Source organism: Thalassospira lohafexi (assembly GCF_002844275.1).
Classification (GTDB): Bacteria; Pseudomonadota; Alphaproteobacteria; order Rhodospirillales; family Thalassospiraceae; genus Thalassospira; species Thalassospira lohafexi.
On sequence record NZ_NXGX01000002.1, the window covers coordinates 89,246 to 114,701 of the forward strand.

21 protein-coding genes are annotated in these 25,456 nt (G+C 52.5%); 17 read left to right on the forward strand and 4 right to left on the reverse strand.

Translation table 11 applies throughout. From position 1 onward, the window contains the following. The first annotated feature begins 67 nt into the window (after positions 1 to 67). The 15 genes from COO92_RS04180 to COO92_RS04250 all read left to right on the forward strand — a co-directional run bounded on the left by COO92_RS04180 (position 68) and on the right by COO92_RS04250 (position 19,051). A complete protein-coding gene (locus tag COO92_RS04180) occupies positions 68 to 1,093 on the forward strand; it encodes a Fe(3+) ABC transporter substrate-binding protein (RefSeq protein WP_101300190.1) in 1,026 nt (341 codons plus the stop codon). Positions 1,094 to 1,309: 216 nt separating this feature from the next. Then, positions 1,310 to 3,046, forward strand: a complete 1,737-nt coding sequence (locus tag COO92_RS04185; RefSeq protein WP_101300899.1) for an ABC transporter permease — start codon at positions 1,310 to 1,312, stop codon at positions 3,044 to 3,046. A gap of 68 nt (positions 3,047 to 3,114) precedes the next feature. Next, entirely contained in the window at positions 3,115 to 4,368 is a 1,254-nt protein-coding gene (locus COO92_RS04190) for a molybdopterin molybdotransferase MoeA (protein WP_101300191.1), read from the forward strand. A gap of 85 nt (positions 4,369 to 4,453) precedes the next feature. Beyond that, positions 4,454 to 6,028 (forward strand): MBL fold metallo-hydrolase, encoded by a 1,575-nt coding sequence (locus COO92_RS04195; protein ID WP_101300193.1) that lies wholly within the window; start codon positions 4,454 to 4,456, stop codon positions 6,026 to 6,028. Between the two features lie 134 nt (positions 6,029 to 6,162). After that, on the forward strand, positions 6,163 to 7,365 hold the full coding sequence (locus COO92_RS04200; protein ID WP_101300195.1) for a glycosyltransferase family protein: 1,203 nt from the start codon (positions 6,163 to 6,165) through the stop codon (positions 7,363 to 7,365). A 22-nt stretch (positions 7,366 to 7,387) separates the two neighbouring features. Beyond that, positions 7,388 to 8,668, forward strand: a complete 1,281-nt coding sequence (locus COO92_RS04205) for a glycosyltransferase family 4 protein (RefSeq protein WP_101300196.1) — start codon at positions 7,388 to 7,390, stop codon at positions 8,666 to 8,668. Between the two features lie 78 nt (positions 8,669 to 8,746). Next, on the forward strand, positions 8,747 to 9,820 hold the full coding sequence (locus COO92_RS04210; protein WP_101300198.1) for a glycosyltransferase family 4 protein: 1,074 nt from the start codon (positions 8,747 to 8,749) through the stop codon (positions 9,818 to 9,820). Beyond that, on the forward strand, positions 9,817 to 10,434 hold the full coding sequence (locus tag COO92_RS04215) for a histidine phosphatase family protein (protein ID WP_101300200.1): 618 nt from the start codon (positions 9,817 to 9,819) through the stop codon (positions 10,432 to 10,434). The genes COO92_RS04210 and COO92_RS04215 overlap by 4 nt, the downstream gene beginning before the upstream one ends. Continuing rightward, positions 10,431 to 11,573: a glycosyltransferase family protein gene (locus COO92_RS04220; RefSeq protein ID WP_101300202.1), complete on the forward strand. Its 1,143-nt coding sequence runs from the start codon at positions 10,431 to 10,433 to the stop codon at positions 11,571 to 11,573. Before COO92_RS04215 ends, COO92_RS04220 begins: the two co-directional genes overlap by 4 nt. Further along, positions 11,570 to 12,328, forward strand: a complete 759-nt coding sequence (locus COO92_RS04225; RefSeq protein WP_101300204.1) for a polysaccharide deacetylase family protein — start codon at positions 11,570 to 11,572, stop codon at positions 12,326 to 12,328. The genes COO92_RS04220 and COO92_RS04225 overlap by 4 nt, the downstream gene beginning before the upstream one ends. Continuing rightward, complete coding sequence (locus tag COO92_RS04230) at positions 12,319 to 12,942, forward strand: hypothetical protein (protein ID WP_101300206.1); 624 nt, start codon at positions 12,319 to 12,321, stop codon at positions 12,940 to 12,942. The genes COO92_RS04225 and COO92_RS04230 overlap by 10 nt, the downstream gene beginning before the upstream one ends. Positions 12,943 to 12,948: 6 nt before the next feature. Beyond that, complete coding sequence (locus COO92_RS04235; RefSeq protein WP_101300208.1) at positions 12,949 to 14,877, forward strand: ABC transporter ATP-binding protein; 1,929 nt, start codon at positions 12,949 to 12,951, stop codon at positions 14,875 to 14,877. After that, positions 14,874 to 16,808: an ABC transporter substrate-binding protein gene (locus tag COO92_RS04240; protein WP_206186356.1), complete on the forward strand. Its 1,935-nt coding sequence runs from the start codon at positions 14,874 to 14,876 to the stop codon at positions 16,806 to 16,808. Before COO92_RS04235 ends, COO92_RS04240 begins: the two co-directional genes overlap by 4 nt. Before the next feature lie 78 nt (positions 16,809 to 16,886). Beyond that, positions 16,887 to 17,885, forward strand: coding sequence for an ABC transporter permease (locus tag COO92_RS04245; RefSeq protein ID WP_101300210.1), 999 nt, complete (start codon positions 16,887 to 16,889; stop codon positions 17,883 to 17,885). Then, the gene (locus COO92_RS04250; RefSeq protein WP_022730642.1) at positions 17,882 to 19,051 is read left to right on the forward strand and encodes an ABC transporter permease; all 1,170 of its coding nucleotides are present in this window, start codon (positions 17,882 to 17,884) and stop codon (positions 19,049 to 19,051) included. The genes COO92_RS04245 and COO92_RS04250 overlap by 4 nt, the downstream gene beginning before the upstream one ends. A gap of 87 nt (positions 19,052 to 19,138) precedes the next feature. Here the strand turns inward: COO92_RS04250 and COO92_RS04255 are convergent, their stop codons facing one another. The 4 genes from COO92_RS04255 to dusA are packed head-to-tail and all read right to left on the reverse strand — an operon-like array spanning position 19,139 to position 24,266. Further along, complete coding sequence (locus COO92_RS04255) at positions 19,139 to 19,996, reverse strand: class I SAM-dependent methyltransferase (RefSeq protein ID WP_101300212.1); 858 nt, start codon at positions 19,994 to 19,996, stop codon at positions 19,139 to 19,141. 51 nt (positions 19,997 to 20,047) lie between these two features. Continuing rightward, positions 20,048 to 21,244, reverse strand: a complete 1,197-nt coding sequence (locus COO92_RS04260; protein WP_101300213.1) for an MFS transporter — start codon at positions 21,242 to 21,244, stop codon at positions 20,048 to 20,050. Beyond that, positions 21,241 to 23,274: a bifunctional tRNA (5-methylaminomethyl-2-thiouridine)(34)-methyltransferase MnmC2/FAD-dependent 5-carboxymethylaminomethyl-2-thiouridine(34) oxidoreductase MnmC1 gene (gene mnmC / locus COO92_RS04265; RefSeq protein ID WP_101300215.1), complete on the reverse strand. Its 2,034-nt coding sequence runs from the start codon at positions 23,272 to 23,274 to the stop codon at positions 21,241 to 21,243. The genes COO92_RS04260 and mnmC overlap by 4 nt, the downstream gene beginning before the upstream one ends. After that, the gene (gene dusA / locus COO92_RS04270) at positions 23,271 to 24,266 is read right to left on the reverse strand and encodes a tRNA dihydrouridine(20/20a) synthase DusA (RefSeq protein ID WP_101300903.1); all 996 of its coding nucleotides are present in this window, start codon (positions 24,264 to 24,266) and stop codon (positions 23,271 to 23,273) included. The genes mnmC and dusA overlap by 4 nt, the downstream gene beginning before the upstream one ends. 142 nt (positions 24,267 to 24,408) lie before the next feature. Between dusA and COO92_RS04275 the strand changes: the two genes are divergently transcribed. Together COO92_RS04275 and COO92_RS04280 are read left to right on the forward strand one after the other, a co-directional pair. Next, complete coding sequence (locus COO92_RS04275; protein ID WP_101300905.1) at positions 24,409 to 24,762, forward strand: ArsC/Spx/MgsR family protein; 354 nt, start codon at positions 24,409 to 24,411, stop codon at positions 24,760 to 24,762. Positions 24,763 to 24,775: 13 nt separating this feature from the next. Continuing rightward, on the forward strand, positions 24,776 to 25,450 hold the full coding sequence (locus COO92_RS04280; protein WP_101300216.1) for an HAD family hydrolase: 675 nt from the start codon (positions 24,776 to 24,778) through the stop codon (positions 25,448 to 25,450). Positions 25,451 to 25,456: the final 6 nt, after the last annotated feature.

Here is a 25,456-nt window from a genome sequence, read left to right on the forward strand (position 1 = left end):
GGCCAAAGCAAATACAAATCATTCCTAATTGCTGCAAATTCGCGTGGCACACCCAAGAGAGGCATTCATGATTTCACTGCGCAAAACGGTCTTTGGTCTTGTTGCGGTCGCAATGGGCATATCGTTGAACCAGCCGGCCACTGCAGCAGAAGAAGTGAATGTCTATTCCTTACGTCAGCCATTTTTGATCGAACCGATGTTCAAACGCTTTACCGAGGAAACCGGTATTCGGGTCAATACGCTGTTTTCACAAAGTGGACTGGTTGAACGGATCAAGCACGAAGGGCGTAACAGTCCGGCGGATTTGCTTTTGACCGTTGATATTGGCCGTATTCAGGATGCCGTTGATGCCGATATTGCCCAACCCCTTCAAAGCGATATAATCCGTAGTAACATCCCTGATCAGTTCCGTGACGAAAATAATCTCTGGGTCGGGCTGACAACCCGCGCACGGGTGATTTACACCTCACTTGATCGTGTTGCACCCGATGAAATCACCACCTATGAAGACCTTGCTGACCCGAAGTGGAAAGGCCGTATTTGTATTCGTTCAGGTATGCATGTTTATAACATTGCGTTGATCGCATCGATGATTGCCAATCATGACGAAGCATATACCAAAAAATGGCTGACAGCCCTTAAGGACAATCTTGCGCGCAAGCCTCAGGGGGCTGATATCGACCAGATTGAAGCCGTGTCACAGGGCGTATGTGATATCGCGATTGGTAATTCGTATTATTACGGCAAGATGCTTGATGATCCCAATAAGGCCCCGGCAGCCAAAGACGTGCGCATTGTCTTCCCCAACCAGGGGGATCGCGGCACACACGTCAATATTTCCGGCGTTGCCCTGATGAAGCATTCCCCCAATCAGGAAAACGCCATCAAGCTGGTGGAATTCCTGTCGGGTGATGAAGCACAACACATGTATGCCGATGTCAACTTTGAATATCCCGTCAAACCGGGCGTGGCCTGGTCGGAAATGGTGCGTTCATGGGGCACGTTCAAACACGACGATTTGTCGTTGAATGTCGTTGCCGCAAAACGTGGGGATGCGATCCGCATGATTGATGAAGTCGGATTTAACGAATAGATTCGGCGCATTAATCATATCGTCCGTCGTGTTGGGCGTATGTGTGGTCGAAATGTCGTGCAATGGTGCATTTACCGGGGTGAGTTGCGTCTGAACGTTTGCCTTTAAGCGCCATTGCAGGCTATCACGATGTGGCCAAACAGCTTTTGGATGATGTGGCCTTCGACGAAGAAGACGAGAACGATATTGAACACCGCACGCCAAACAAGCCGCAAAATGAAAAGGGACGAAGATATTCGTCCGACCGTCGCCACGGAAACGTTTGATCCGATGCGGACACCAACCGGAAGCGTTGCCATGCGCTGGTTGCCGCGTCGGCAGTCGGCGATATGGTTGTTTGGCGCGTTTGTGATTGCCCTTCTGGTGGCAGCCCCGATTGTCGCGGTGATTTATATCGCGCTCTTTCCGACCGAAAACATCTGGCCGCACTTGGCATCGACGATGCTGCCCCGATACCTCAAAAATACAGGCATTTTGATGCTTGGCGTCGGGGTCGGGGTGACATTGATCGGGGTTTCAAGCGCGTGGGTTGTCACCATGTGCAAGCTCCCGGGTAAGCGGTTCTTTGAATGGGCGATGTTGCTGCCGATGGCGGTTCCGGCCTATATCGTTGCCTATGTTTATACCGATCTTCTTGAATATGCCGGGCCGTTGCAGCGAATGTTGCGTGATGTCTTCGGCTGGCAATCCGCGCGCGATTACTGGTTTCCCGATATTCGTACCAAGGGCGGGGCGATTGTGGTGCTCAGCCTGACGCTTTATCCGTACGTCTATATGCTGGCGCGCGCCGCCTTTTTGGCGCAATCGATCTGTGTGCTCGAAGCCGCCCGCATACTGGGACGCAGTTCATGGAATTCATTCATCACGGTGGCCTTGCCCTTGGCCCGTCCGGCGATTGTGGTCGGGGTTGTCATTGCATTGATGGAAACGCTCAATGATTTTGGCACGATTGACTTCTTTGCTGTCCATACCCTGACAGCGGGCATTTTCAACGTCTGGCTGGGTATGGGCAATGCCGGTGGGGCAGCACAGATTGCCTTGACGATGCTGGCTGTGGTGATTGCGCTTTTGGTGATTGAACGCTATTCACGTCGTCGCCAGCGGTTCCACGATACCACCAACCGGTTTCAGGAATTACCGGGCTATGATCTCGGCCCCATGGGCAAGGTGGGTGCCTTGGCCGTCTGTATCCTGCCGATCCTGCTTGGTTTTGTCGTACCGTCGGCTGTTCTGATCTATTATTCCATCGGCTATTTTGATCAAAGCTGGACGTCAGACTTCTTTGAGTTTGCCGGGAACAGTCTGCTGGTGTCAGGACTGGCAACGCTGGTTGCGGTTGGATGTGCGATTTTCATGGGCTATGCCCTGCGCCTGTTCCCGCAACCGCTTTTGAAATTCTGTGTTCGATTTTCTTCGGTGGGCTATGCAGTGCCCGGCGCGGTTCTGGCGATTGGTGTTCTTATCCCGTTTGCCCGTCTTGATAATGCGGTTGATGCGGTCATGCGCGATACATTCGGCATTTCGACCGGTTTGTTGCTGAGTGGAACGGTGTTTGCGCTTGTCTTTGCCTATGCCGTGCGGTTTATGGCGGTATCGTATGGCTCGATCGAGGCGGCATTGGGTAAAGTTCGCCCCAGCATGGATGACGCGGCGCGTACTTTGGGCGAAAGCCCTTGGGGAACGCTAAAACGCATTCATTTCCCGATGGTGCGCGGCGGCATTCTGGCGGCATCGGTGCTTGTCTTTGTTGACGGAATGAAAGAACTCCCCGCAACCTTGATCCTGCGGCCGTTCAATTTTGATACACTGGCGACGTATGTCTATCAGTTTGCCAAGGATGAAATGATTGAACAGGCAGCTCTTGGAGCCTTGACCATTGTTGTGGTCGGGGTGATCCCGGTTATTATGCTCAGCCGCGCGATTTCACGGTCACGTCCTGGCCACGGCAACTGATTTTATCCTTGCGGTGACATCGCATCAGATTATCTAAGTCAGGTACATCACAACAGGCTCCCAGTTTTATGCAAACCATCAAACCCGGATTGACGACACTTTCCGATGCGCTTGTTATCGCCTTTGCCGAGGTTGGTATTGTGCAGGATGTCGAACAACGCCCGCTTGACGACTGCTTTGGTGCGGTGTTGCGGCGTGATGTGATTGCGAAGGTTGCTGTCCCATCGGTTGATAATTCGGCCATGGATGGCTATGCGCTAAGGTTTGCCGACCTTGCGAATATGACGGGGGCAATTGATGTGGTCGGCAGTTCCATGGCCGGCCATCCGTTCGAAGGCACACTTCCTAAGGGAAAAGCTATTCGGATTGCCACCGGTGCTGCCATTCCGAATGGTGCGGATTGCGTGATCATTCAGGAAAACGTTTCCGCCAATGAAAATGAAACCATCATTGAAATTCGCGATGATGTGATTGCACGCACCCAACTTGCGCAGAACATTCGCCGTGCGGGCGAAGATATCAAGCAAGGAACGGTGGTCCTTTCATCGGGCAGGGTCCTTCGACCCCAAGATATTGCGATTGCCGCCGGGCAGGGGCGTGGGACTTTGGCCGTGGCGCGGCCTTTGTCGGTCGCGGTGTTTTCCACCGGCGATGAACTGGCAAAGCCGGGTGACCCGTTGCCGCCTGGCGGGATTTATGATTCCAACCGGTTTGCCATGATTGGCATGCTGCGCAATATCGGCTGTAAGGTTACTGATCTTGGTTTGTTGACCGATGATTTCGATGTTTTGCACGATGCCTTGGATAATGCGGCCAAGACCCACGATGTGATTATGACGTCGGGTGGAGTATCAGTTGGTCGGGCAGATTTGCTTAAGCCGGTTGTTGATCAACTTGGTGAAATTCACGCATGGAAGCTGGCGATAAAACCCGGAAAGCCCTTGATGCGGGGCAAGATTGGGAGCTGTCTTATCCTTGGCCTACCGGGTAATCCGGTTTCGGTGCTGGTTGCAGGGCTGTTGTTTGCTATGCCGTTGTTGCGCCATATGATGGGGGCGGATCGTGCGCAAACGGTCCCGGTAAGGATGCCCGTTCGTGCCGGATTTGATTTTAAGCGCGGGACCGGACGGCGAGAATGGTTGCGCGCACGACTTGTGCAAAATGAGGATGGCGCATTTGAAGCGATTGCCTTTAATTCCACGAGTTCCGGGATGCTGTCATCGATGGTCTGGGCCGACGGTTTGATCGAAATACCGGAAGACTGCGGTCAGGTTGTTGTGGGTGATGAAGTCGTTTACCTTCCGTTACGTGGGCTCCAGTAAAGCAGTTCTGCGTGATCCATGTCATTGTTATGTCGTGATCTTTGCGTGATGGTGATGAGATAATCAGAAACCGATTGAGGATGTCATGACAGTATCAGTAACCTTTTGCGGTGCCGCTGGCGGTGTGACCGGGTCGTGCTATTTCCTGCAAACAGATCAGGGTAACATCCTTGTCGATTGCGGGATGTTTCAGGGCAGCAAAACCGTTCGGGAACTGAATTACGAACCTTTCGCATTTGATGTCAGCTCAATATCGGCGGTCGTTCTGACACATGCTCATATTGATCATTCAGGTTTATTGCCAAAACTGGTCAAAGCGGGATTCAAAGGGCCGGTTTTTGCGACGGAACCGACGTGCGATCTCCTGACATACATGTTGCCGGATTCGGGATATATTCAAGAATCAGAAGTTGAACGCCTTAATCGTCGCAATGCCCGACGCGGTCGTCCGCAGGTCACGCCGATTTATACCCGTCACGATGCCGAAAATACGCTCAGCCAGCTAAGTGTCGTTGAATATCACGTTTGGCAGGATGTTATTTCAGGGGTTAAAGCACGGTTTTGGGATGCAGGCCATTTGCTCGGATCGGCATCAATTGAAATCGAAGTGGCGGCCACGGAACCTGATGATAAGCCGACCCGTTTGCTGTTCTCTGGCGATATTGGAACCGGTGAAGCGGTCTTTAATAATGCACCAGAGGCCCCCACTGATCTCGATTATCTCTTTGTTGAAACCACCTATGGCGATCGCAATCGCGACGATATGACGGACGATGAACGTCGTGCATTGCTCGGTAAGGAGGTTCGTGAGTCTCTAAAAGCGGGAGGAAATCTCGTTATTCCAAGCTTTGCTGTCGCGCGAACCCAAGAGTTACTGGTTGATTTGGCGCATTTGTTTAATCGTGGCGAATTGCCCGAGGCGACTGTCTTTGTTGATAGTCCGCTTGCGCAACGAGCGACCGACGTTTTTGCAAAGCATCTAACCGGCTCGGATGCACGTGCGTTAGCACATCCAAAGTTTCACATGGTACCGGATGTCGAGGCCAGTAAGCAGCTTGCGTTGGTTAAAAGCGGTGCAATTATTATTTCCGCAAGCGGGATGTGCGATGCCGGGCGTATTCGCTACCATCTGAAAAACAACCTTTGGCGCTCGGAGGCGACAGTTCTGCTTGTCGGGTTCCAGGCTGCGGGGTCTCTTGGGCGGGTGTTGCAGCGTGGTGCAAAAGGGGTACGCATTCATGGTGAGGAAATTGAGGTTCATGCGCGTATTCGTACCCTTGATGTCTATTCCGGTCACGCCGATCAGGACATGCTTTTGCGATGGACACGCGACCGCCTGCCTGTCGAGAGGCAGATCTTTTTGACCCACGGCGAAGAAGGGGCGCGAACCGCCTTTCAGCAAGTATTGCTGGCCGAAGGGATCGATAGTAAAAAGATAGCCTTGCCTATGCTTGACGAGACCGTAATCTTGAGATCCGGGACAGTTAAAACGGCAAAAATCCGACCCAGATTATCGGGAGAAGAATTATCGCGGGATGACTGGCATAATCTGTATGCTGGAACGATTACGGCACTTTCGGAAAAACTGCGTTCTGTCGAAAACGATGCGCAACGTCGTGATCTGCTTGAAAAAGTCTTGCGCGATATTGCCTCTGTGTGAGAGCAATAGGGCGGATTAAAAATTACGGTTTAAAAGTGTATCCAAAACGGATTTACTTACCGATGAGGGATATCTTGCCATCCATGTTTTTGGTTGAATAGGTATCAGGGACCACTGCGTAAGCGGGCGAATATATGTCAATCGTAGGGAACTCAGGCTATCGGGTTCTAATCTATAGCCACGATACCTTTGGGCTCGGCCACTTGCGCCGGTGCCGGACTATTGCGCATGCGCTGGTCTCACGCAGGGATGATGTTTCTGTTCTTATTTTGTCGGGGTCCCCAATTATCGGCAGTTTCGAGTTCCGTTCGCGAGTCGATTTTGTTCGTATTCCCGGCGTGATCAAACTCTCGAACGGGGAATACACGTCACTTAATCTCAATATCGATGTTGATCAGATACTTGAGATGCGTGAATCCATCATCAAACATACCGCAGACGTGTTTAATCCCGATATTTTCATCGTCGATAAAGAGCCGCTTGGTCTGCGCGGTGAGGTTGAGTCCACCTTGCGTATGTTGCGCCATCGCCGCACCCGTCTTGTCATGGGGTTGCGCGATGTGATGGATGATCCGGTTCATCTGCGCGAAGAATGGGACCGCAAGCAATGCGTGCCTGCCTTGGCCGAGCTCTATGACGAAATCTGGGTTTATGGTCTGCAGGAAATCTGTAACCCGCTTGAAGGGATTGATTTGCCCCCGGGTGTGGAAAACAAAATGGCCTATACGGGGTATCTGCCGCGTACCGCAACCCAGCGTCCAACACCGGAGCATGGGGCCCTTGGTCTTGAAGAACCTTATTATCTGGTGACCACGGGTGGTGGTGGTGATGGGGTTAATCTGGTCGATTGGGTCATCAGTGCTTATGAAGCCGATGAGACCATTGCCGTGCCGTCGCTTGTCGTGCTTGGGCCGTTCATGGCCCCGGCCGAACAGAAATCCTTCATGGAACGGGCTGAAAAGATCGACAAGCTATCGGTCATTACATTTGATGCCAATGTCGAAATGCTGATGCATAATTCTGCCGGTGTCATTGCCATGGGCGGCTATAATACGTTCTGCGAAATTCTGTCATTTGATAAGCCCGCTGTAATTGTGCCGCGCACCGTCCCGCGTCTTGAACAATATGTCCGTGCCTCTGCGGCGGAAAAGCTCGGTCTTGTCAAAATGCTCACGGAAGACAAAGGTCGGGATCCGCGCCAAATGGCCGATGCGCTTCATGGATTGATTTCGCAGCCCAAACCGTCGCATGTAACCGTTCCCAACCTGATGGGCGGGCTTGATCGGGTCGGTGATCTTGTTGATCGCTGGCTCCCGCCGCAAATGGCGGCCGAATAAGTAACGCCGGGATGCCCAATTTATGACACGCGACACTCTTGCAATCGTGGTTAAAGGTTATCCGCGATTGTCGGAAACCTTTATTGCGCAGGAAATCCTCGGCATTCAGCAGGCCGGAATTCCCTATCGAATTGTGTCGCTGCGTCATCCCACGGATAAAAAACGTCACCCGATCCATGAAAGGATCACGGGGGATATCGATTATCTGCCAGAATATGTCTATCAGGAACCGCTGCGTGTTGTGCGCAGTTGGTTAAAAGTCCGAAAATTGCGCGGCTATCGCCGGGCAGTCAATATTTGGTGGCAGGATTACCGCCGTGACCGCACACCAAACCGCGCCCGACGGTTTGTGCAGGCCATTGTCATGGCGGCTGAAACTCCCGATGACATCACCCGTATTTACGCCCATTTCCTCCATACACCTGCATCGGTCGCACGCTATTGCGCGATCATGCGGGGAATTCCATGGTCCTGTTCGGCGCACGCCAAGGATATCTACACCAGTGCGGATTGGGATATGCGCGAAAAGCTGCGCGATATGGATTGGTTGGTGACCTGTACCAAGGCCAATGTCGATTACCTGCAGGAGCTGGCCGAAGACCCGTCAAAGGTTCATCTGCTCTATCACGGACTTGATTTTTCACGGTTTCCCGAAAAGCTGCCAGATCGTGAAATGCACGATGGCGTTAATGCCGATCAGCCAGTAACGATCTTGTCGGTCGGGCGTTTGGTCGGCAAAAAGGGTTATGACGATTTGCTGCGTGCCTTGGCCAAACTGCCCAAGGACCTTTCGTGGCGTTTTGTGCACATCGGTGGGGGAAGTGGCGATAAATACCGTAAACTTGCCGCTGAGCTTGGCATTTCAGGACGTTGTGAGTGGCAAGGTGCCCGCGATCAGAAAGAAGTCATTGCAGCCTGTCAGTCTGCTGATTTGTTTGTTCTGGCCAGCCGGATACAAAAGGATGGTGACCGTGATGGTCTGCCCAATGTGTTGATGGAAGCACAGCTTTGTGGTCTGGCAGCCGTTTCAACCGCGATTTCCGCAATCCCGGAACTGATCGAAGATGGTGTGAACGGCCTGCTGGTTCCTCAGCGCAATCCCGATGAACTGGCCAAGGCCTTGCAAACCATGATCACAAACCCGAAACAGCGCGATGAAATGGGCCGGAAGGGAAATGAAATCGTACGACGCGATTTTTCCTTCTACAGCGGTATGAAGGATCTCGCCCATCGCTTTGGCGTAACGGACGTCAATCCGGAAAGCATTTCTTCCAGCCATTCTCAGAAACCCGCAGCAGAGTAGGAGGCTACCATCGTAAAGGTTGCCTTCTATGCTCCGCTAAAGCCTGCTGACCATCCAGTGCCATCGGGCGACAGGTTGATGGCGCGGATGTTGGTTGCCGCCCTTGAAGGGGCTGACATGCAGGTCGATATTGCAGCGCGTCTGCGCAGCCGGGTTTCAGATGGCAATATCCTAAAACAGGCGCGTCTGGCCGAGTTGGGGACGAAGCTGGCTGCACGACTTTTGCGCCAATATCAAACCGGCTTTCGCCCAAAGCCCGACATTTGGTTTACCTATCATCTGTATTACAAGGCACCGGACTGGATCGGTCCGATTGTCGCCAATGCGCTGGGCATTCCCTATGTCGTGGCCGAGGCATCCTTTGCCCCCAAACGCGCAGATGGCCCGTGGCAACAAAGTCATCAGGCGGTCGAACTGGCTCTGCGTCACGCAGATGCGGTCTTTTCGCTTAATCGTGCGGATATGGAATGTCTAAGACCAATTTGTGATGCCAGAAAATTGCATTATCTTGCACCCTTTACCCAGATTGAAAACTGGCAGGTGGCCGAACGGGCCGATATCGATCCTGCTTGCGTAAAACTTGTCACAACGGCAATGATGCGCGATGGCGACAAGATGAAATCCTTTGAGGTCTTGGCAAGCGTGCTGGGCCGCCTTAAACGTGAAAATGTTGAAAACTGGCATTTGACAGTCATTGGTGATGGTCCGGAGCGGACATCAGTCGAAGGTTTGTTTACCGCGCAGGGGATCACGACACAGAACCTTTGTTTCGCCGGGCTGTGTAGTCCAGATCAAACACGCAAACACCTTGCGTCTGCAGATCTGTTTGTTTGGCCTGCGATTAACGAAGCATACGGTATGGCCTTACTTGAGGCTCAGGCGTCGGGGTTGCCTGTGTTGGCGGGAAACACGGGGGGTGTGCCTGGTGTGGTGTCGGATCAGAAAACAGGTTGGCTTGTCCCGGTTGGGGATGAAGATGCTTTTGGTGCGCAGCTAACAAGATGTCTGACAGATCAGATTGATACACTGCGTTCTTTCGGGCGCAATGCGGCCGCAAAAGCCAAGCAGGATCACACAATCGGCGCAGCATCAGATGTATTGGGTTCTGAGATTCGCAATATCGTTGCGAATGCAACGGTGGGGGGCGCATGAACAAAATACGCTTTGCCCTTTTACGCCACGGAGTGACCGACTGGAACGCGGAAAAACGTATTCAGGGCCGTTCTGACATTTCATTGCGGGCTGATACCATCGCCAAATACCAGACCCGACGTTTGCCAAACGATTGGCAAGCCGTTCCGTGGTTTTGCACGCCACTGTCACGCACACGTGAAACAGCCGATGCCTTGGCGATTTCACCGGTCACACCGCAACCCGATCTGATTGAGATGGATTGGGGCGATTGGGAAGGCCAACGATTGCCAGATATTCGTAAGGTGCTTGGGGCTGCCATGGCACAGAATGAAGATCGTGGCTGGGCGTTTCGCCCAGATGGCGGCGAAAGCCCGCAAGATGTGCTTGTGCGTGTCCAGGGTTTCCTTGCCAGACAGATAAGTACGCATGGCGCCGTAAAATTTGGCGCCATCACCCACAAAGGCGTTATTCGTTCTGTTTATGCTGCGGCACGTGGATGGGACATGATGGGAAAAATCCCCGATAAACTAAATTGGGAATGCCTGCATGTTTTTGACTGGTCTGAGCAAGGCGGCTTTGAGGTTGTGAAACTCAACATCGCCTTAATTCCCGCCGGTGGGGGCGCTGTATGACCGACGTCATGGTCTATGTGCAGCATTTGCTTGGTATTGGACATGTCAGGCGCATGGCCGTGATCAATCAGGCTATGCGCGGGCATGGACTAACGGTGACTGTCGCCAGTGGAGGCATCCCGGACCCGGCACTTGATTTTGCCGCAGACGAAATTGTGCAATTACCCGCATGCCGTACAGCCGACAGCAATTTCTCGGGGCTTGTTGATGCCAATGATTGTCCGGTCGATGAGGATTGGAAAATCTGCCGGACACAGGACTTACTGGCAGCATTCAAAAAGGCGTCGCCAAAACTGCTGCTGATTGAAATGTTCCCGTTTGGACGGCGAGCATTTCGGTTCGAATTGATCCCCTTGATGGACGTAGCAAAGAAGGCCGGTGTGCCCATTGTCTGTTCGGTGCGCGACCTTTTGGTGCGTAAGAAAGACCCGGGAAAGACCAAGTGGATGCGTGATATCGCCCGTCAGTATTTCGACAAGGTTCTGGTGCACGGCGATCCCGATCTGTTTGGCTTTGACCATAGTTTTCCATACGCCAATGATATAGCCGACCTGATTACCTATACCGGCTATGTCGCGCCAACCAACGCATCGGAATATTTGACCGGACAGGATGATACACGAAGTGGGGTTCTGGTATCGGCGGGCGGTGGTGCGGTTGGTGCGGAACTGATTGAAATTGCCATTGCTGCGCGGGAGCATTCAGATCGGTTTCGAAATGCACAGTGGGACATCGTTGCCGGGCCACATTTCGCGCAAGAACGCTTTGACGCAGTATCGCAAACATTGCCGTCGGGTATGATTTTGCATCGCTTCCTGCCAGACTTTCGCGCCCGCATGGCCAAGGCTGCTGTGTCCGTTTCGCAAGCCGGGTATAATACGTTGATGGATGTTCTTTCGACAAAGACACCTGCGGTTATGGTGCCGTTTGCCGAAGGTGGCGAAAGTGAACAAAAAGAGCGCGGCGAAATTTTATCAAGTGCCGGTGTCATTTCCCTGCTTGATCTTAGTGGCCTGACTGCGCAATCATTAGCAAAACAAATAGATCGTGCCAATCAACCGCAAAATCTCAGTATTGCGTTGGATGGTGCGCAAAGAACTGCGGCACTTATCGCAGCTTTGATAAAGGGATCGGCATGAGCAGTTGGGATCATTTGCGCGCAGAACTTGATCTGTGGCAGTCCGAAGGACGGATTGCCACGGCATGGTGGCGCGATGATGATGCTGTAACGGTAACCCCGCAACTCGATACCATTTTGGCATTTGAACAGAAATACAAGGTGCCGCTTGCCTTGGCCGTGATTCCGGCAAATTTGCAAAATAATCTGGTCGAACGGCTGGCAGAAACTCTTGATACCCGCGTGTTGCAGCATGGATGGGCCCACCAGAACCATATGCCCGATGGGCGCAAAAAACAGGAACTTGATGACGTGCGCGATCTTGGTGCTGTCGTTGCCGATTTGCGCAAAGGGTTTTCGGTGCTGTCATCACGGTTTGGGAACCGGTTTCTTCCGGTGGTTGTTCCGCCGTGGAACCGGATCGCCGATGATGTGGTCGCAACCCTAAATTCCCTCGGGTTCTGTGGTTTAAGCACCTTTAATGCGCGCCAAACTGCCGAGCCGTACAAGGGGCTGTTGCAGGTAAATACCCATGTCGATGTCATTGATTGGCGGGGCAGTCGTGGATTTGTTGGTGAAGACGTGGCGCTTGGGTCTATGATCGCCCATCTTGCCGCCCGTCGTACCGGTGCAGCTGACCCAAAAGAGCCGACTGGTATCCTGACCCATCATCTGGTCCATGACGAGGCAACAACACATTTTCTTGATAATCTTTTTTCGATGGAACATTCAGCACTCAGCTGGCTAAGAATTCCCGGAGTATTTCCATGGCAATAAGTCCGAACAAACATCCGGAGCTTGATGACGCGCCAGTCGTCGACGAAGCGGTTGATCCGGTAAAACCAGCCGGGGTACATGATCGTGATGTGCAAATGCTGGCCTATCCGACAAAAACAATGGCGCCTGATTTGGCCAAATCAATTGTTGGTTTGCTGATTTGCGGGGTGATTGCCCTGATCCCGGAAATGCTTGCCATCATTCAATGGACCGCAGCCGGGCTGTCCTTGCTGTTCATTTTTTACTTTGTGCGGACTTTGCTGCGGTTCCAGTCGAAAATTTACATTTCCGAATATGGCATTCGTCTTTCAAGCATGCGGGGCGGGACGGCGTTTGCCTGGTCGGAACTTTCGAAGTTCCGTTTGCGTTACTTCAGTACCAAGCGCGATGGCAACAAAGGTTGGTTTGAACTCACACTGCAAGCCGGAGATGCCAAGATTGTTGCTGAATCCACCTTGGTCGGCTTCGACGAACTTCTTGATATTTCTCGTGATTGGGCGAAAGATAACCAACTTCTTGTGGACGACGTTACACGTACCAATCTGATGCGCATGGATGAGGCTGAAACGCTTGTTCGGGCTGTCGCATCAGAAAGGTCAAATGGTGGTGCCTAAGAAATTATGACTGACATTCTGCGTATCAAGGACCTGAAGGTTGAATTTGTTTTGCCCCATATGCGGGTCAATGCAGTCGAAAACGTCACTTTTCGGATTGGTGCGCAGGAAACAGTCGCTTTGGTAGGCGAATCAGGGTCGGGCAAGAGCACAATTTCACAGGCCATCATGGGGCTGTTGCCCAAGGCCGCACAGATCACCAACGGTTCGATTATATTTGCAGACCCCGATAAGCCCGGAACGCGCGTCGATATTGCTATGCTTGACCGTTCTGGCGCGCAAATGCGGTCAATCCGCGGTGGCCGGATATCGATGATTTTTCAGGAGCCGATGAGCTCTCTGTCCCCGCTTCATACCATTGGCGATCAGATTTGCGAGGCCGTCCGCCTTCACCGAAAGGTCGGCAACAGCGAGGCCCGCGAACTTGCCAAGGAAATGCTAACGCTTGTCGGGTTTGCCGACCCAAAACGCGCGCTTAAGACATATCCGTTTGAATTGTCTGGTGGCCTGCGTCAGCGTGCCATGATTGCCATGGCCATGGTGTGTCGACCGGCCCTGCTGGTTGCGGACGAACCGACGACTGCACTTGATGTCACCATTCAGGCTCAAATACTGCGTTTGATCCGGGAAGTGCAAAGCGAACTTAAAATGTCGGTGCTGTTGATTACCCATGATCTTGGGGTTGTCGCCAATATGGCTGATCGCATGGTGGTTATCTATGATGGCCGGGTTGTTGAGTCGGGCAGGACCGATGACGTGTTTATCAATCCCGGCCATGCCTATACCCAATCGCTGCTCGCTGCTGTACCGCATTTTGACATGGGGCCCGACGAACGGCTAAAGCCGTTGCGTGAAATCAAACCAAAGACCGGTAGTCTTTTAGCGCTTAACGAATCCGAAGATGATCCACGCGAACAAACCGAAGTTCCACCGTCATTGGCCTTACATCCAAGCATGGCGAGCGAACCTGTATTGGCCGTCCGTCATCTCAGCAAAAGCTTCACCCAGCGTAAGGGCAACTGGTTTAAGGCCGAACATCATTCAATCCCGGCAGTATCGGACGTATCGCTTACGGTGAACCGCGGCGAATGCGTTGGTCTGGTTGGCGAAAGTGGTTGTGGCAAGACAACGCTGTCCAAGCTGATTATGCGGGCGATGAACCCGGATGATGGATCGATCCTGTTTCGCGGTGAAAGCGGTCAGATGACCGAACTGACGGGTCTTGATGAAGATCAGCTAAATCCATATCGCAAACGCATCCAGTTTGTTTTTCAGGACCCGTTTGGGTCGCTTAATCCACGCATGACAGTGCAGGATATCATCACAGAGCCAATGATCATCCATGGGGTCGGCAATAGCGCCTATCACCGTAAGATGGTACTCGAATTGATGGAAGTTGTCGGGCTGGATCCACGCTTCCTCAGCCGCTACCCACATAGTTTTTCCGGTGGCCAACGCCAGCGTATCGGCATTGCCCGTGCGCTTAGCCTTAAGCCAGACCTGTTGATTTTTGATGAGCCAACATCGGCACTTGATGTGTCAGTTCAGGCGCAAATACTTAACCTTTTAAAAGATTTGCAGCGCGATCTTAATTTGACTTATCTGTTTATCTCGCACAACCTCGCGGTCATAGATTATGTCGCGGACCGCATTGCGGTGATGTGTGCTGGTCGTATTGTTGAGTCTGCACCACGTGAACAACTGTTTCGCAACCCGCTGCATCCTTATACGCAGGCGTTGCTCAATGCTGTTCCGTTTGCTGATCTGGACCATCCACTTGATTTCAACAAGATTATGGATGGCAAGGCGTCTGATCCGGCGCGCTGGCCGGCACCTTTTACGATTAACCGTAATAGCGACCCGAAAATGATGCAGTTTGCCGAAGACCATTTTGTACGCGCCGAGCGTGCCGATTTTACGGAGATAGCAATATGACCCGGTGGCCCAATGACAAAGGTTGTGTTTTCCGCCATGCCATCATGGGGGCTATCTTCGCCGGAGGGCTTTGCTCCGGTGGGGCAGTTCTTTCGACATCAGCGCAGGCCGAGGTGCCGTATTTTGAGGATGCCGTTGCCAGTGGCGAGTTGCCTCCGATGCTTGATCGGTTGCCTGAACATCCCAAAGTGATCGATTTCGACGCCGAGGATAAAACTGTTGGCAAGTATGGTGGCCAGTTCGTGACCATCATGGGCCGGTCAAAAGACATCCGCATGGCGGTTGTTTATGGCTATGCACGGCTGATCGGCTATGATGAAAACCTTGATCTGAAGCCTGACATTCTTGAAAGCCTTGATGTGAATGACGAAGGGAATGTTTTTACCCTTCATCTTCGCAAAGGTCATAAATGGTCTGACGGCGAACCCTTTACCGCCGAAGACTTCCGCTACTACTGGGAAGACATTGTTAACAACGATGAACTGTTTCCGGTCGGTCCGCCGCGGTTCCTGTTTGTTGGCGATGAACCCGCAACCTTTGAAATTCTTGACGAATTTACGGTGCGATATAGCTGGTCACAGCCCAATCCGTTCTTTTTGACCGAACTTGCCGGTACAAGGCCACCATTCATTTATCGTCCGGCGCATTACCTAAAACAGTTCCATGAAAACTACCGCGATGCGGCCGAACTGGATGCTATGGTCAAAGAACGCGGCTTGCGCAGCTGGGCCGTGTTGCACACCGATATTGACCGGCCCTACAAGCTTTCAAATATCGACCGTCCGTCGCTTGAGCCATGGTTGATCACCACGGAAGAACCATCTGATCGGTTCGTCTTTGTGCGCAACCCGTTTTATCATCGGGTTGATCCGGCCGGGAATCAGCTTCCCTATATCGACAAGATGATCTTTAACATCGCCAACTCCAAATTGGTCCCGGCAAAAGTCGGGGCAGGAGAGGTCGACCTGCAAAGCCGCATTCTGTCGCTAAAGGATTACACCTTCCTCAAACAGGCCGAACCACAACAAAACTATAACGTCCGCCTGTGGGATGTCGGGGCCGGTGCCTATGCCGCACTTTATCCAAATCTGACCTGCTCTGATCCGGTGTGGCGTGGTGTATTACGCGATGTTCGATTCCGTCGGGCATTGTCGCTTGCTATCAATCGCACCGAAATCAACCGCGTTATGTTCTTTGGTCTGGCACAGCCAACCAACAATACGGTTCTGCCAAAAAGCCCGCTGTATAAGCCGGAATATCGCGAAAACTATATCCAGTTCGACGTTGATAAGGCCAATGCCCTGCTTGACGAGATGGGGCTTGATGAACGCAATGGTGATGGCATCCGGCTTTTGCCTGATGGTCGGCCAATGGAAATCATTGTTGAGACAACAGGCGAGAACCCCGAACACGATGATATGCTTGAGCTGGTTGGCGACAGTTGGCGTCAGGTCGGGATTAAGATGTTTGTCAAAGGGCTACAGCGCGAAGTTTTGCGCAACCGGGCCTATACTGGCGAAACCATTATGTCGATTTTCAATGGCATCGACAACGGTTTGGCAACACCCAATTCCGTACCGTCCGAATTTGTCCCGGTACAGCAAGACACCCTGCAATGGCCGAAATGGGGGCAGTACTATCAAACCGACGGCGAAGCTGGCGAAGCACCAGATATGCCTGCGGCAAAGGAATTGATGGTGCAATACCGCAAATGGCAAACCGGCAATGATGCAGCACGGATGGCGGCTTGGCAGTCGATCCTTGATATCAATTCGGAAAACATGTTTTCCATTGGATTGATCGGGAATGTACCGCAACCGGTTGTTGTGGATAAAGACATGCGCAATGTGCCGGAAAAAGGTATCCATAGTTGGGAGCCGGGTGCCTTCTTTGGCATTTATCGACCAGATACATTCTGGTGGGATCGATAAGACGAACAATTTGATTATTCGACGGTTTGTTCCTGATGTGGGATTGGGAATAAAACGTTTGGGGGAGCGTAACCGCCGATGCTGACCTTTCTGGCTAGACGGCTTTTTGTAATGGTGCCGACACTGATTATGATCAGTGTTCTGGTATTTGTGATCATTCAGCTTCCTCCTGGGGATTTCCTGAGCACGTATCTCAACGAGCTGCAGTCACAGGGCGAGGCGGTTGATCCGGCAAAAATCGAATTCTTAAAGCACCAATACGGCCTTGATCAGCCGCTTTACGTACAATATTTCGATTGGGCTTGGGGGCTTTTACACGGCGATCTTGGGTTTTCATTCGAATATAACCTGCCGGTGACCGAAGTCGTCGGCGACCGATTGTGGTTGTCGCTGGTTCTGAATTTCAGCACCATTTTGTTCATCTATATCGTCAGCTTCCCAATCGGCATTTATTCCGCCACCCGGCAATATAGCTGGGGCGATTATGGTTTTACGCTGCTTGGTTTCCTTGGCCTTGCGATGCCAAACTTCCTGTTTGCTTTGATATTGCTGTATTACGCCAATGTGGTGTTTGGCACCTCGATCGGCGGGCTGATGGATCCGGAATTCATCAATCAGGGTTGGTCGTTTGCCAAGGTCATGTCCGTTGTCGAACATTTATGGGCGCCGGTGCTCGTCATCGGGACATCGGGAACCGCATCCATGATCCGGCGCTTGCGCGCCAATTTGCTTGATGAGTTGAGCAAGCAATATGTGGTCACCGCCCATGCCAAGGGCCTGTCACCGCTTAAGGTGCTGTTTAAATATCCGCTGCGCATGGCGCTTAACCCGTTTATTGCCGATATTGGTAATATCCTGCCGCAGGTGGTTTCGGGTTCGGTCCTTGTATCGGTTGTCATGTCCTTACCGACAACCGGGCCGATGTTGCTGACTGCCTTGCAAAGTCAGGACATGTACCTTGCTGGTTCGTTCCTGATGTTTCTAGCCCTTCTGACGGTTGTGGGGATGTTTGTTTCCGACGTGTTACTGGCCTGGCTTGATCCACGCATTCGATTGCAGGGAGGGGTCGGTAAATGAGCAGTGACGAAGAAAAGCGCAACGCGCATTTTGTCGATAAAGCACCCTTTAATCCCTACGAACGCGATGCCCTGACGCCGGAACAGGAAAAATACTATCTGGCATCGCAGTGGCGTTTGACGTGGTGGCGCTTAAAACGCCATCGGTTGGCCTATGTCTCACTGATCATTTTGGCTGTGATGTATGCGTCGGTGTTTATTGTCGAATTCATCGCACCCTATGCGCAGGAAACGCGTAATTCGAACTTTATCCATCATCCGCCGCAATCCATTCACTTGTTCCATGACGGGGAATTTGTCGGCCCGTTTACATATGGCACCGATTTCTCTGTCGATATGGAAACGCTTAAGCCGAACTACGTCCCAAACATGGACCGGGTTGATCGGCTTCGGTTCTTTTGCTCTGGCGATGATTACGAATTCTGGGGCCTGATTAAAACCGATTTTCATTTCGTGTGTCCGGCGCAAGACGGCACCTTATTTGTCTTTGGCACCGACCGCCTTGGACGCGATATGTTTTCGCGCATCATTTATGGTGCGCGGGTCTCGCTGACCATCGGTCTTGTCGGCATTACCGTCAGTTTCTTCCTTGGTATCGTGATTGGCGGGGCGGCGGGCTATTACGGTGGTTGGGTGGATGCAACCGCACAGCGCGTGATTGAGGTGATCCGTTCCTTGCCCGAAATCCCGCTTTGGATGGCGTTATCAGCAGCCTTACCGGTCACCTGGAGCCCGATCCTGATCTATTTCGGGATAACGATCATTCTCGGCTTGATTGACTGGACCGGGCTTGCACGTGCTGTGCGTTCCAAGCTTCTCGCTCTGCGCGAAGAGGACTATGCGCTTGCTGCCCGTCTGATGGGCGCAAAGCCCAAACGGATTGTCGCACGCCATCTTCTGCCAAACTTTGCCAGCCACTTGATTGCATCCGTAACCCTGTCGATCCCCAACATGATCCTTGGTGAAACTGCGCTTAGCTTCTTGGGGCTGGGCCTGCGGGCACCCGTGACAAGTTGGGGCGTGTTGCTCAATGATGCGCAAAACATCAACGCGGTTGCAGTCTATCCATGGCTGATGTTGCCTGTGGTGCCGGTGGTGATCGTTGTTCTGGCGTTTAACTTCCTGGGCGACGGCCTACGCGATGCGGCCGATCCCTATAAGAATTAGGCGAGATTAAGCAGCGCTCATTTACACCAAAGGGCAGCTCTCTGAGCTGCCCTTTGGTGTCTGTATAAGCTTGATCTTATGGGTACGTTATTTCTTATGCAGCCACAGGCTGGTCTCAATCGCATCCTTTGGCAGATGGATGCTCTTTGCCGGTGACGCGTCAACAAGATCTTGCAGCCTTGTCGTTGCATAGGCACTCGACCACAGGATTTCAAAGCCGTTCCCGGCCAGAAGGGACGCGACACCCTGTTGTTCGTTATATCCGCGCCACTGCCATTCTGACGGATAATCATCGGGCAGGGTGATGTCGTGGATATGAATGATCGTGCCGCTGGGCAATGTCGGGATGACTGATGAGAACAGCAAATCAACATCGGTGCCGGGCATCAGGATGTGGCTTGAATCAATCGACAGGATATCGGCCCCTTCGATTGTCTCAAAAATTGTCGGGTCGGCCTTTTGTACGATGGTTTTCTCAACGGTAATCGGCAGTTCGGCGATATCGGCACGCGGTGCCGGATCAATCGCGTGAAACGCGGTTTCAAGGTCGCCATCACGGATCGCACGGTGATAGAACCGGGTTGAGTGACCCGATCCGATTTCAACAATCCGCTTGGGGCGAAATTCACGGGTCATGACATAGGCCATCATGCCATCAAGACGCGGGAACCAGCTTTGCTGCCAACGTGGTTCGGGCGGCACGGCATCGTTTAGCGTATCAAATATGCTTTGGTATTTTTCCGCCTTGGTCAGCCATGCTTTCATGGTTGGTGCTGCATGATCCATCATGCGTTCAATCGCCGGGTATGTCGGTTGCCCAACTGCCTTGGCGGTTTCATCGGCGTAGCGATACGGGATGAAATATCCTGCAGGTGAACTGCCAAACAGGGTTTTCAGACCGAATTTCCAGCGGCGTATTCGGCGTGATAACGGCATTGACGTCATGAAGGCTCCCGTTTGGCGGATTTGTTTGTGTTTGCGGTCGTTGAAATTCTGTCAGTCACAGAATGTTTTGTCCTCGCCGCGCCAACTTTGCATAAGCCAGAAGGCAAATACCAGCGCAATCCCTGAAAGTCCGGCCATGGCGTAATAGGCGTGCGATCCGAAATGTTCATACAGCGGGCCGGATGCCCAGATGCTGCTGCCCAGAAATACCCCCATCGACAAGGTCGCCATCAAGCTTTGTGCCGAGGTCGCCAATTGCTGCGGAATGGCGCGTGCGATAAAGCTGACAGCTGCCAGATGGGTGATGCCAAAGGTCATGGCGTGTAACGGCTGTACAAGCACAATCATCCAGAATGCATCACTGCTGCCTAGCACAATCCAGCGCACGATACCCGCTGCTGCACCAAGGGCAAAAAGGATCCCCGGATGGCGGCCGCGCACAAACTTGCCCGCAACTGCAAACAGCGCGATTTCGGCAATCACCCCGATGGACCAGAATGTGCCGATCATTTCATGGGAATAACCAACCGTTTCCCAATGGACAGAAGCAAAGCTGTAATAAGTTCCATGCGACCCTTGGGCAAAGCCAATACAGCCAAGATAGATCAGGAAAACCGGCTTGCGCAGCAGATAAACAAGCGATGATCCGGACCTCAGAGAACGGTCTGTTTGCGGATCAGGCATGCGGGTTGTGATGGCAAAATTGACAATGCCAGCAATAAACAGCATCCAGACAATCCATGTGGTTGAGGTTCCATCGAGAACCCAACCCGCACCATAGGATGCAAAAATAAACGCAAGTGATCCCCAAAGCCGGACGCGCCCGTAATCAAGGTCGCGGGTTTTGCATTCATGGACTGTGATTGTCGTGCCAAGTGGTAAAAGCGGTGATAACGTAAAGCCAATGACCACCGATAACCCGGCAAGCCACCAAAAGTTGCTTGAAACCGGAAAGGCCAGAACGGTCAGGACATAAATACCCGCCAGCCACATCATGGGTGTTTTACGATTGCCCGTATGGTCGGCGCGCTGGGCAATCAATGGATCGGCAAACACCCGCACCCAGTTTGGCAGCGACAGCAAAATACCAATTTCACCGGCCGACAATCCTTGCGCCTTCAACCACACCGGCCAATAGGGCAGGAAAACGCCTTGGATCAGGAAAAGCCCGACGAAAAACAGCGCAAGGATCGTTGCTGTTTGCATCCGTTCGGACGATTGCAGGGGAAATTTGTCGCGCATACTCATGCCGTGATTTTCCGCCGTTTCAATCCGCGAATGATGAACCGTGCTGGATGGATCGCATGCATCAGCTGTTTTTCCAATGGCAGGGGCATGGCGCAAATCTCACTGGCAAGAATTTCGGCGGCAAGTGGGGCGGCAATCAAACCGCGCGCCCCAAATCCGGTACAGATATACACGTCCTTGTGGTAAGGCGCATTGAAATATCGCGCGTAATTTTTACCTTTGTCCAGATCGGGATAGGCCGACAGAAAGGCATCATAATCAGGGGCCGGGCCGACAATGGGCAAATGATCGGTTGTGACAGTACGAAGTGCCGCACGACCGCCAAGATCGCCGGGCGAAAGCATTTTTGCCACATCGGGTAACACATCGGCCAGTTGGGCAATGTTAGCGGCATGGTCGCTTTCGCGCAGATCGGTTTGTGTGTCGTCACGTGCAAATGTCGCCCCGAAGACATGAACACCTTTGCGCGCCGGGGTGATGTATCCCTTATGGCTCAACACACAGCGGATGTCATCGCGACCATGTACACCACGCACAAGACTTTGCGGAAATGTACTGATCTGGCCGCGAACGGGTTGCATATGCGCGCTAAGCCACGCTGTTTGTGAAAGTTGCCCGGTTTCGGTGGAACCGGCGATGATCACGGCATCAAACGGGCCGTGCTGCACCCCATCACCGGATGTCAAAACCTTGCCCGATGTATCATCGGAAATTGTGACGATTTCTGTGGAAAGATGGATGGCAATCCCATCCAACAAGGCGTTGACAAAGGACGGCGGATTAACCCAGCCAGCATTCGGGTAAAACAACCCGCCAGCAGGAAGGGGCAAACCAAATGCTGTGCTGGCCTCATCACGGTTAAGGGCTCTGACCAAATCGGGCTTGTCGGGCAGGCGGGCCATCAGGCCATTTTGACGTTCTTGCGTGCGCGGATCCGTTACCATGGAGAGCACACCACAGAAATCAGCATCAACCAGCCCTGCCTTCGCAAGGCGTTTGATCATGTGATGGCTAAATCGGAACCCGGCTTCGTAAAAGCGCCCCATAATTGCGTTATCGACGGTTAAATAGGGTTCGAGCATCGCAACCGCATTGCCCGATGCCGCACTGGCCGTATGGGTATTCTTTTCAAACAGATGGACGTCGCACCCACGTTGTCGCAGGGCTTGCGCACAGGCCGCACCCGCCATGCCGGCCCCAATGACAGCCACTGACCTGGGTGGACGTGCTTTGGGTATGACAAACCATGGATCATCGGCAATCTTTAATCCGGCCTCCGACGGTGTCTTGGCAGGCAGGGTGGCGATGATCATGTCACGCTTGTGATTAAAGCCCCGGCGTTTGCTGACCGTGAAACCTGCATCTTTAAGCCCGTCACGCGCAATGCGCGCGGAGCTAAAGGTCGCCAGTGTCGCCCCGTCATCATTTGACGCCGATGCAAGAGCATCAAACAGCTTTGGCTGCCACATGTCGGCATTGCGCGACGGGGTAAAGCCATCAAGGAACCAGCAATCAATCGCACCGTCATAATCACCAAAACAGTCAGTCGCATCACCGATCAGGACCGTCAGGCTGATTGTGTCATCGCCAAGGATGAAACGATGGGCGCCGGGTAACATGGTCTCTTTCGGCCAGATATCGACAAGTTGGTGTGAGAAATCCGAAAGCTCCGGCCAGCTTTGATGAGCACGGATCATATCGTCGCGCGAAAGCGGGTATTTTTCGACAGTCACGAAATGCAGGCGTTTGGATCGCTTGGGGTCTTGTGTCCAACACTGCCAGGCCGCCAGAAAATTGAGCCCGGTGCCAAACCCTGTTTCCCCAATCGTGAAATTATCGCGCGTTTGCCATGCAGCTGGCAGGTTGTTGCTTTCAAGAAAGACATAGCGTGATTCTGCCAGACCATCTTTGGGGCTGAAATACACATCGCCAAAATGCGGTGAAAACGGCACATTTCCGTCATGCCAGATTATGTCACCGGCAACGGGATCTGCGTTTCCACCCCGAGTAGACGGTGCATCGGCTGTCATGCCGACAGGACCGCGTCTTGCTGCTCAGGGACAAGGGCGAGTGCTTCGCGCACAACCTCTGTCCCGGCCCCTTTGCGGTGTGCATTTTCGCTTAAATACCGACGCCATTGTTTAGCACCACGCATCTGTTGAAAAATGCCCAGCATATGACGGGTGACATGGCCAATCGTGCCGTTTTCTTCGCCAAGGTGTTGTTCGATATAGGGCAACATCGCCTCGACCACCTGATGGCGGGTCAAGGGCGGGGTATCATCACCATAAAACCGCTGATCGACATCCGATAAAACATACGGGTTTTGATAGGCCTCGCGCCCGATCATTACCCCATCGACATGCTTAAGATGATCTTCGGTCTCATCAAGCGTCTTGATGCCACCATTGATCAGGATTTCCAGTTCGGGAAATTCCTGCTTAAGCTGATAGACCAGCTCATAGCGAAGTGGCGGCACTTCGCGGTTTTCCTTGGGCGACAGGCCCTTAAGCCACGCCTTGCGGGCATGGACGATGAACGTCTTGCACCCGGCATTGGCAACCGTTTCGGTAAACCGTTTGAGCGACGGATAATCTTCCTGATCATCAATGCCAATTCGATTTTTGACTGTGACTGGCGCGTCGCTGGCCGCAATCATCGACTTAACGCACTCGGCAACCACATCCGGTGTCGCCATCAAACATGCGCCAAACGCCCCATTTTGCACGCGATCCGACGGGCACCCGCAATTAAGGTTGATCTCGTCGTAGGCATATTGATTAGCGATATCACACGCACGCGCCAGATCATCGGGATCACTGCCACCAAGTTGCAAGGCAACCGGATGCTCCGCATCGTTAAAACGCAGATGCCGGTCCACACCGCCATGAATGATCGCACCTGTTGTGACCATTTCGGTATAAAGCAACGTATGCCGACTGATCTGCCGCAAGAAAAAGCGATCATGCCGGTCCGTCCAATCCATCATCGGGGCGACGGAAATACGTCGATTAACAGTCATATCTGTGCCGTTCGTCATCAAATCAGGGTCAATGGGGTTGCCGTCGTCAAGGCGTGGTCTTTATATAGGTTCAATGATTTAGGGTCAAAACCGTTTGTGTCGTGCATGGCTGCATCGCACAGACATCAAAACAGGAATGAACATGGTTACGATTTACGGCATCAAGAATTGCGACACGGTGCGCAAATCCCTGAAATGGTTTGACGCCAAGGGCGTTGAAAACAAACTTCATGATTTCCGTGTCGATGGCATTGATGTCAAAACCATTGCGGGCTGGTTGGATGAAGTTGGTGGCAAGGTGCTGATCAATAAACGCGGGCCAAGCTATCGCAATCTGTCAGACACCGATAAGGCAACGCTTGAGCAGGGCGGACCAGCGGCGGCGGAAATCCTTGCGGCCAATCCAACCGTGATCAAGCGTCCTGTGGTTGATTTTGGAAATACCCGCACCGTCGCCTATGACGAAGCCCGGTGGGCAGAACTGGCTGGTGTGTAAGGATAATCAAAACATGACCAAACCAGTTGTACGCGGTGTAATCTTTGATTGCGATGGTGTTCTTGTTGATACCGAAACACTTGCATGTCGTGTCTTGACTGAGCAGCTCTGTGGCTATGGTTGCGATATGGATATGCAAAAAACCCATGATCTTTTCATCGGCGGTACACTTGCGATGGTGCCACCCAAAATGAAAGACCTGTTTGGCATTGCCTTGCCAGAAGACTGGCTGTCAGAATGCTATTCGCGGACTTTTACGGCATTTCGCAACGATCTTGAACCCTATGCCGACCTCGTCCCGATCCTTGATCTTCTGGATGCCAAGGGTATCCCTATGGCGGTTGGTAGCAATGGTCCACATGACAAAATGGAAGTGTCATTGGGCAAGGTTGGGCTTAAAGAACGCTTTAACGGCAATATTTGTTCGGCCCACGATGTCGCTAATGCCAAGCCACACCCGGATGTATATTTACTGGCAGCTAAAAAGATCGGTGTTCCAATTTCAGAATGTGTCGTCGTTGATGACAGTCAGAGCGGTGTGCGTGCAGGTGCTGCGTCCGGTGCGACCACCATTGGTTTGGTTGATATCACGCCCGCCGACATGCTGCGCGCAGCGGGGGCTGATTACATTGCAAGCGACCATAAAGAGCTGAATGCTCTTCTTGATGATTGGCTAACTGGCAGCTAAGCCTGA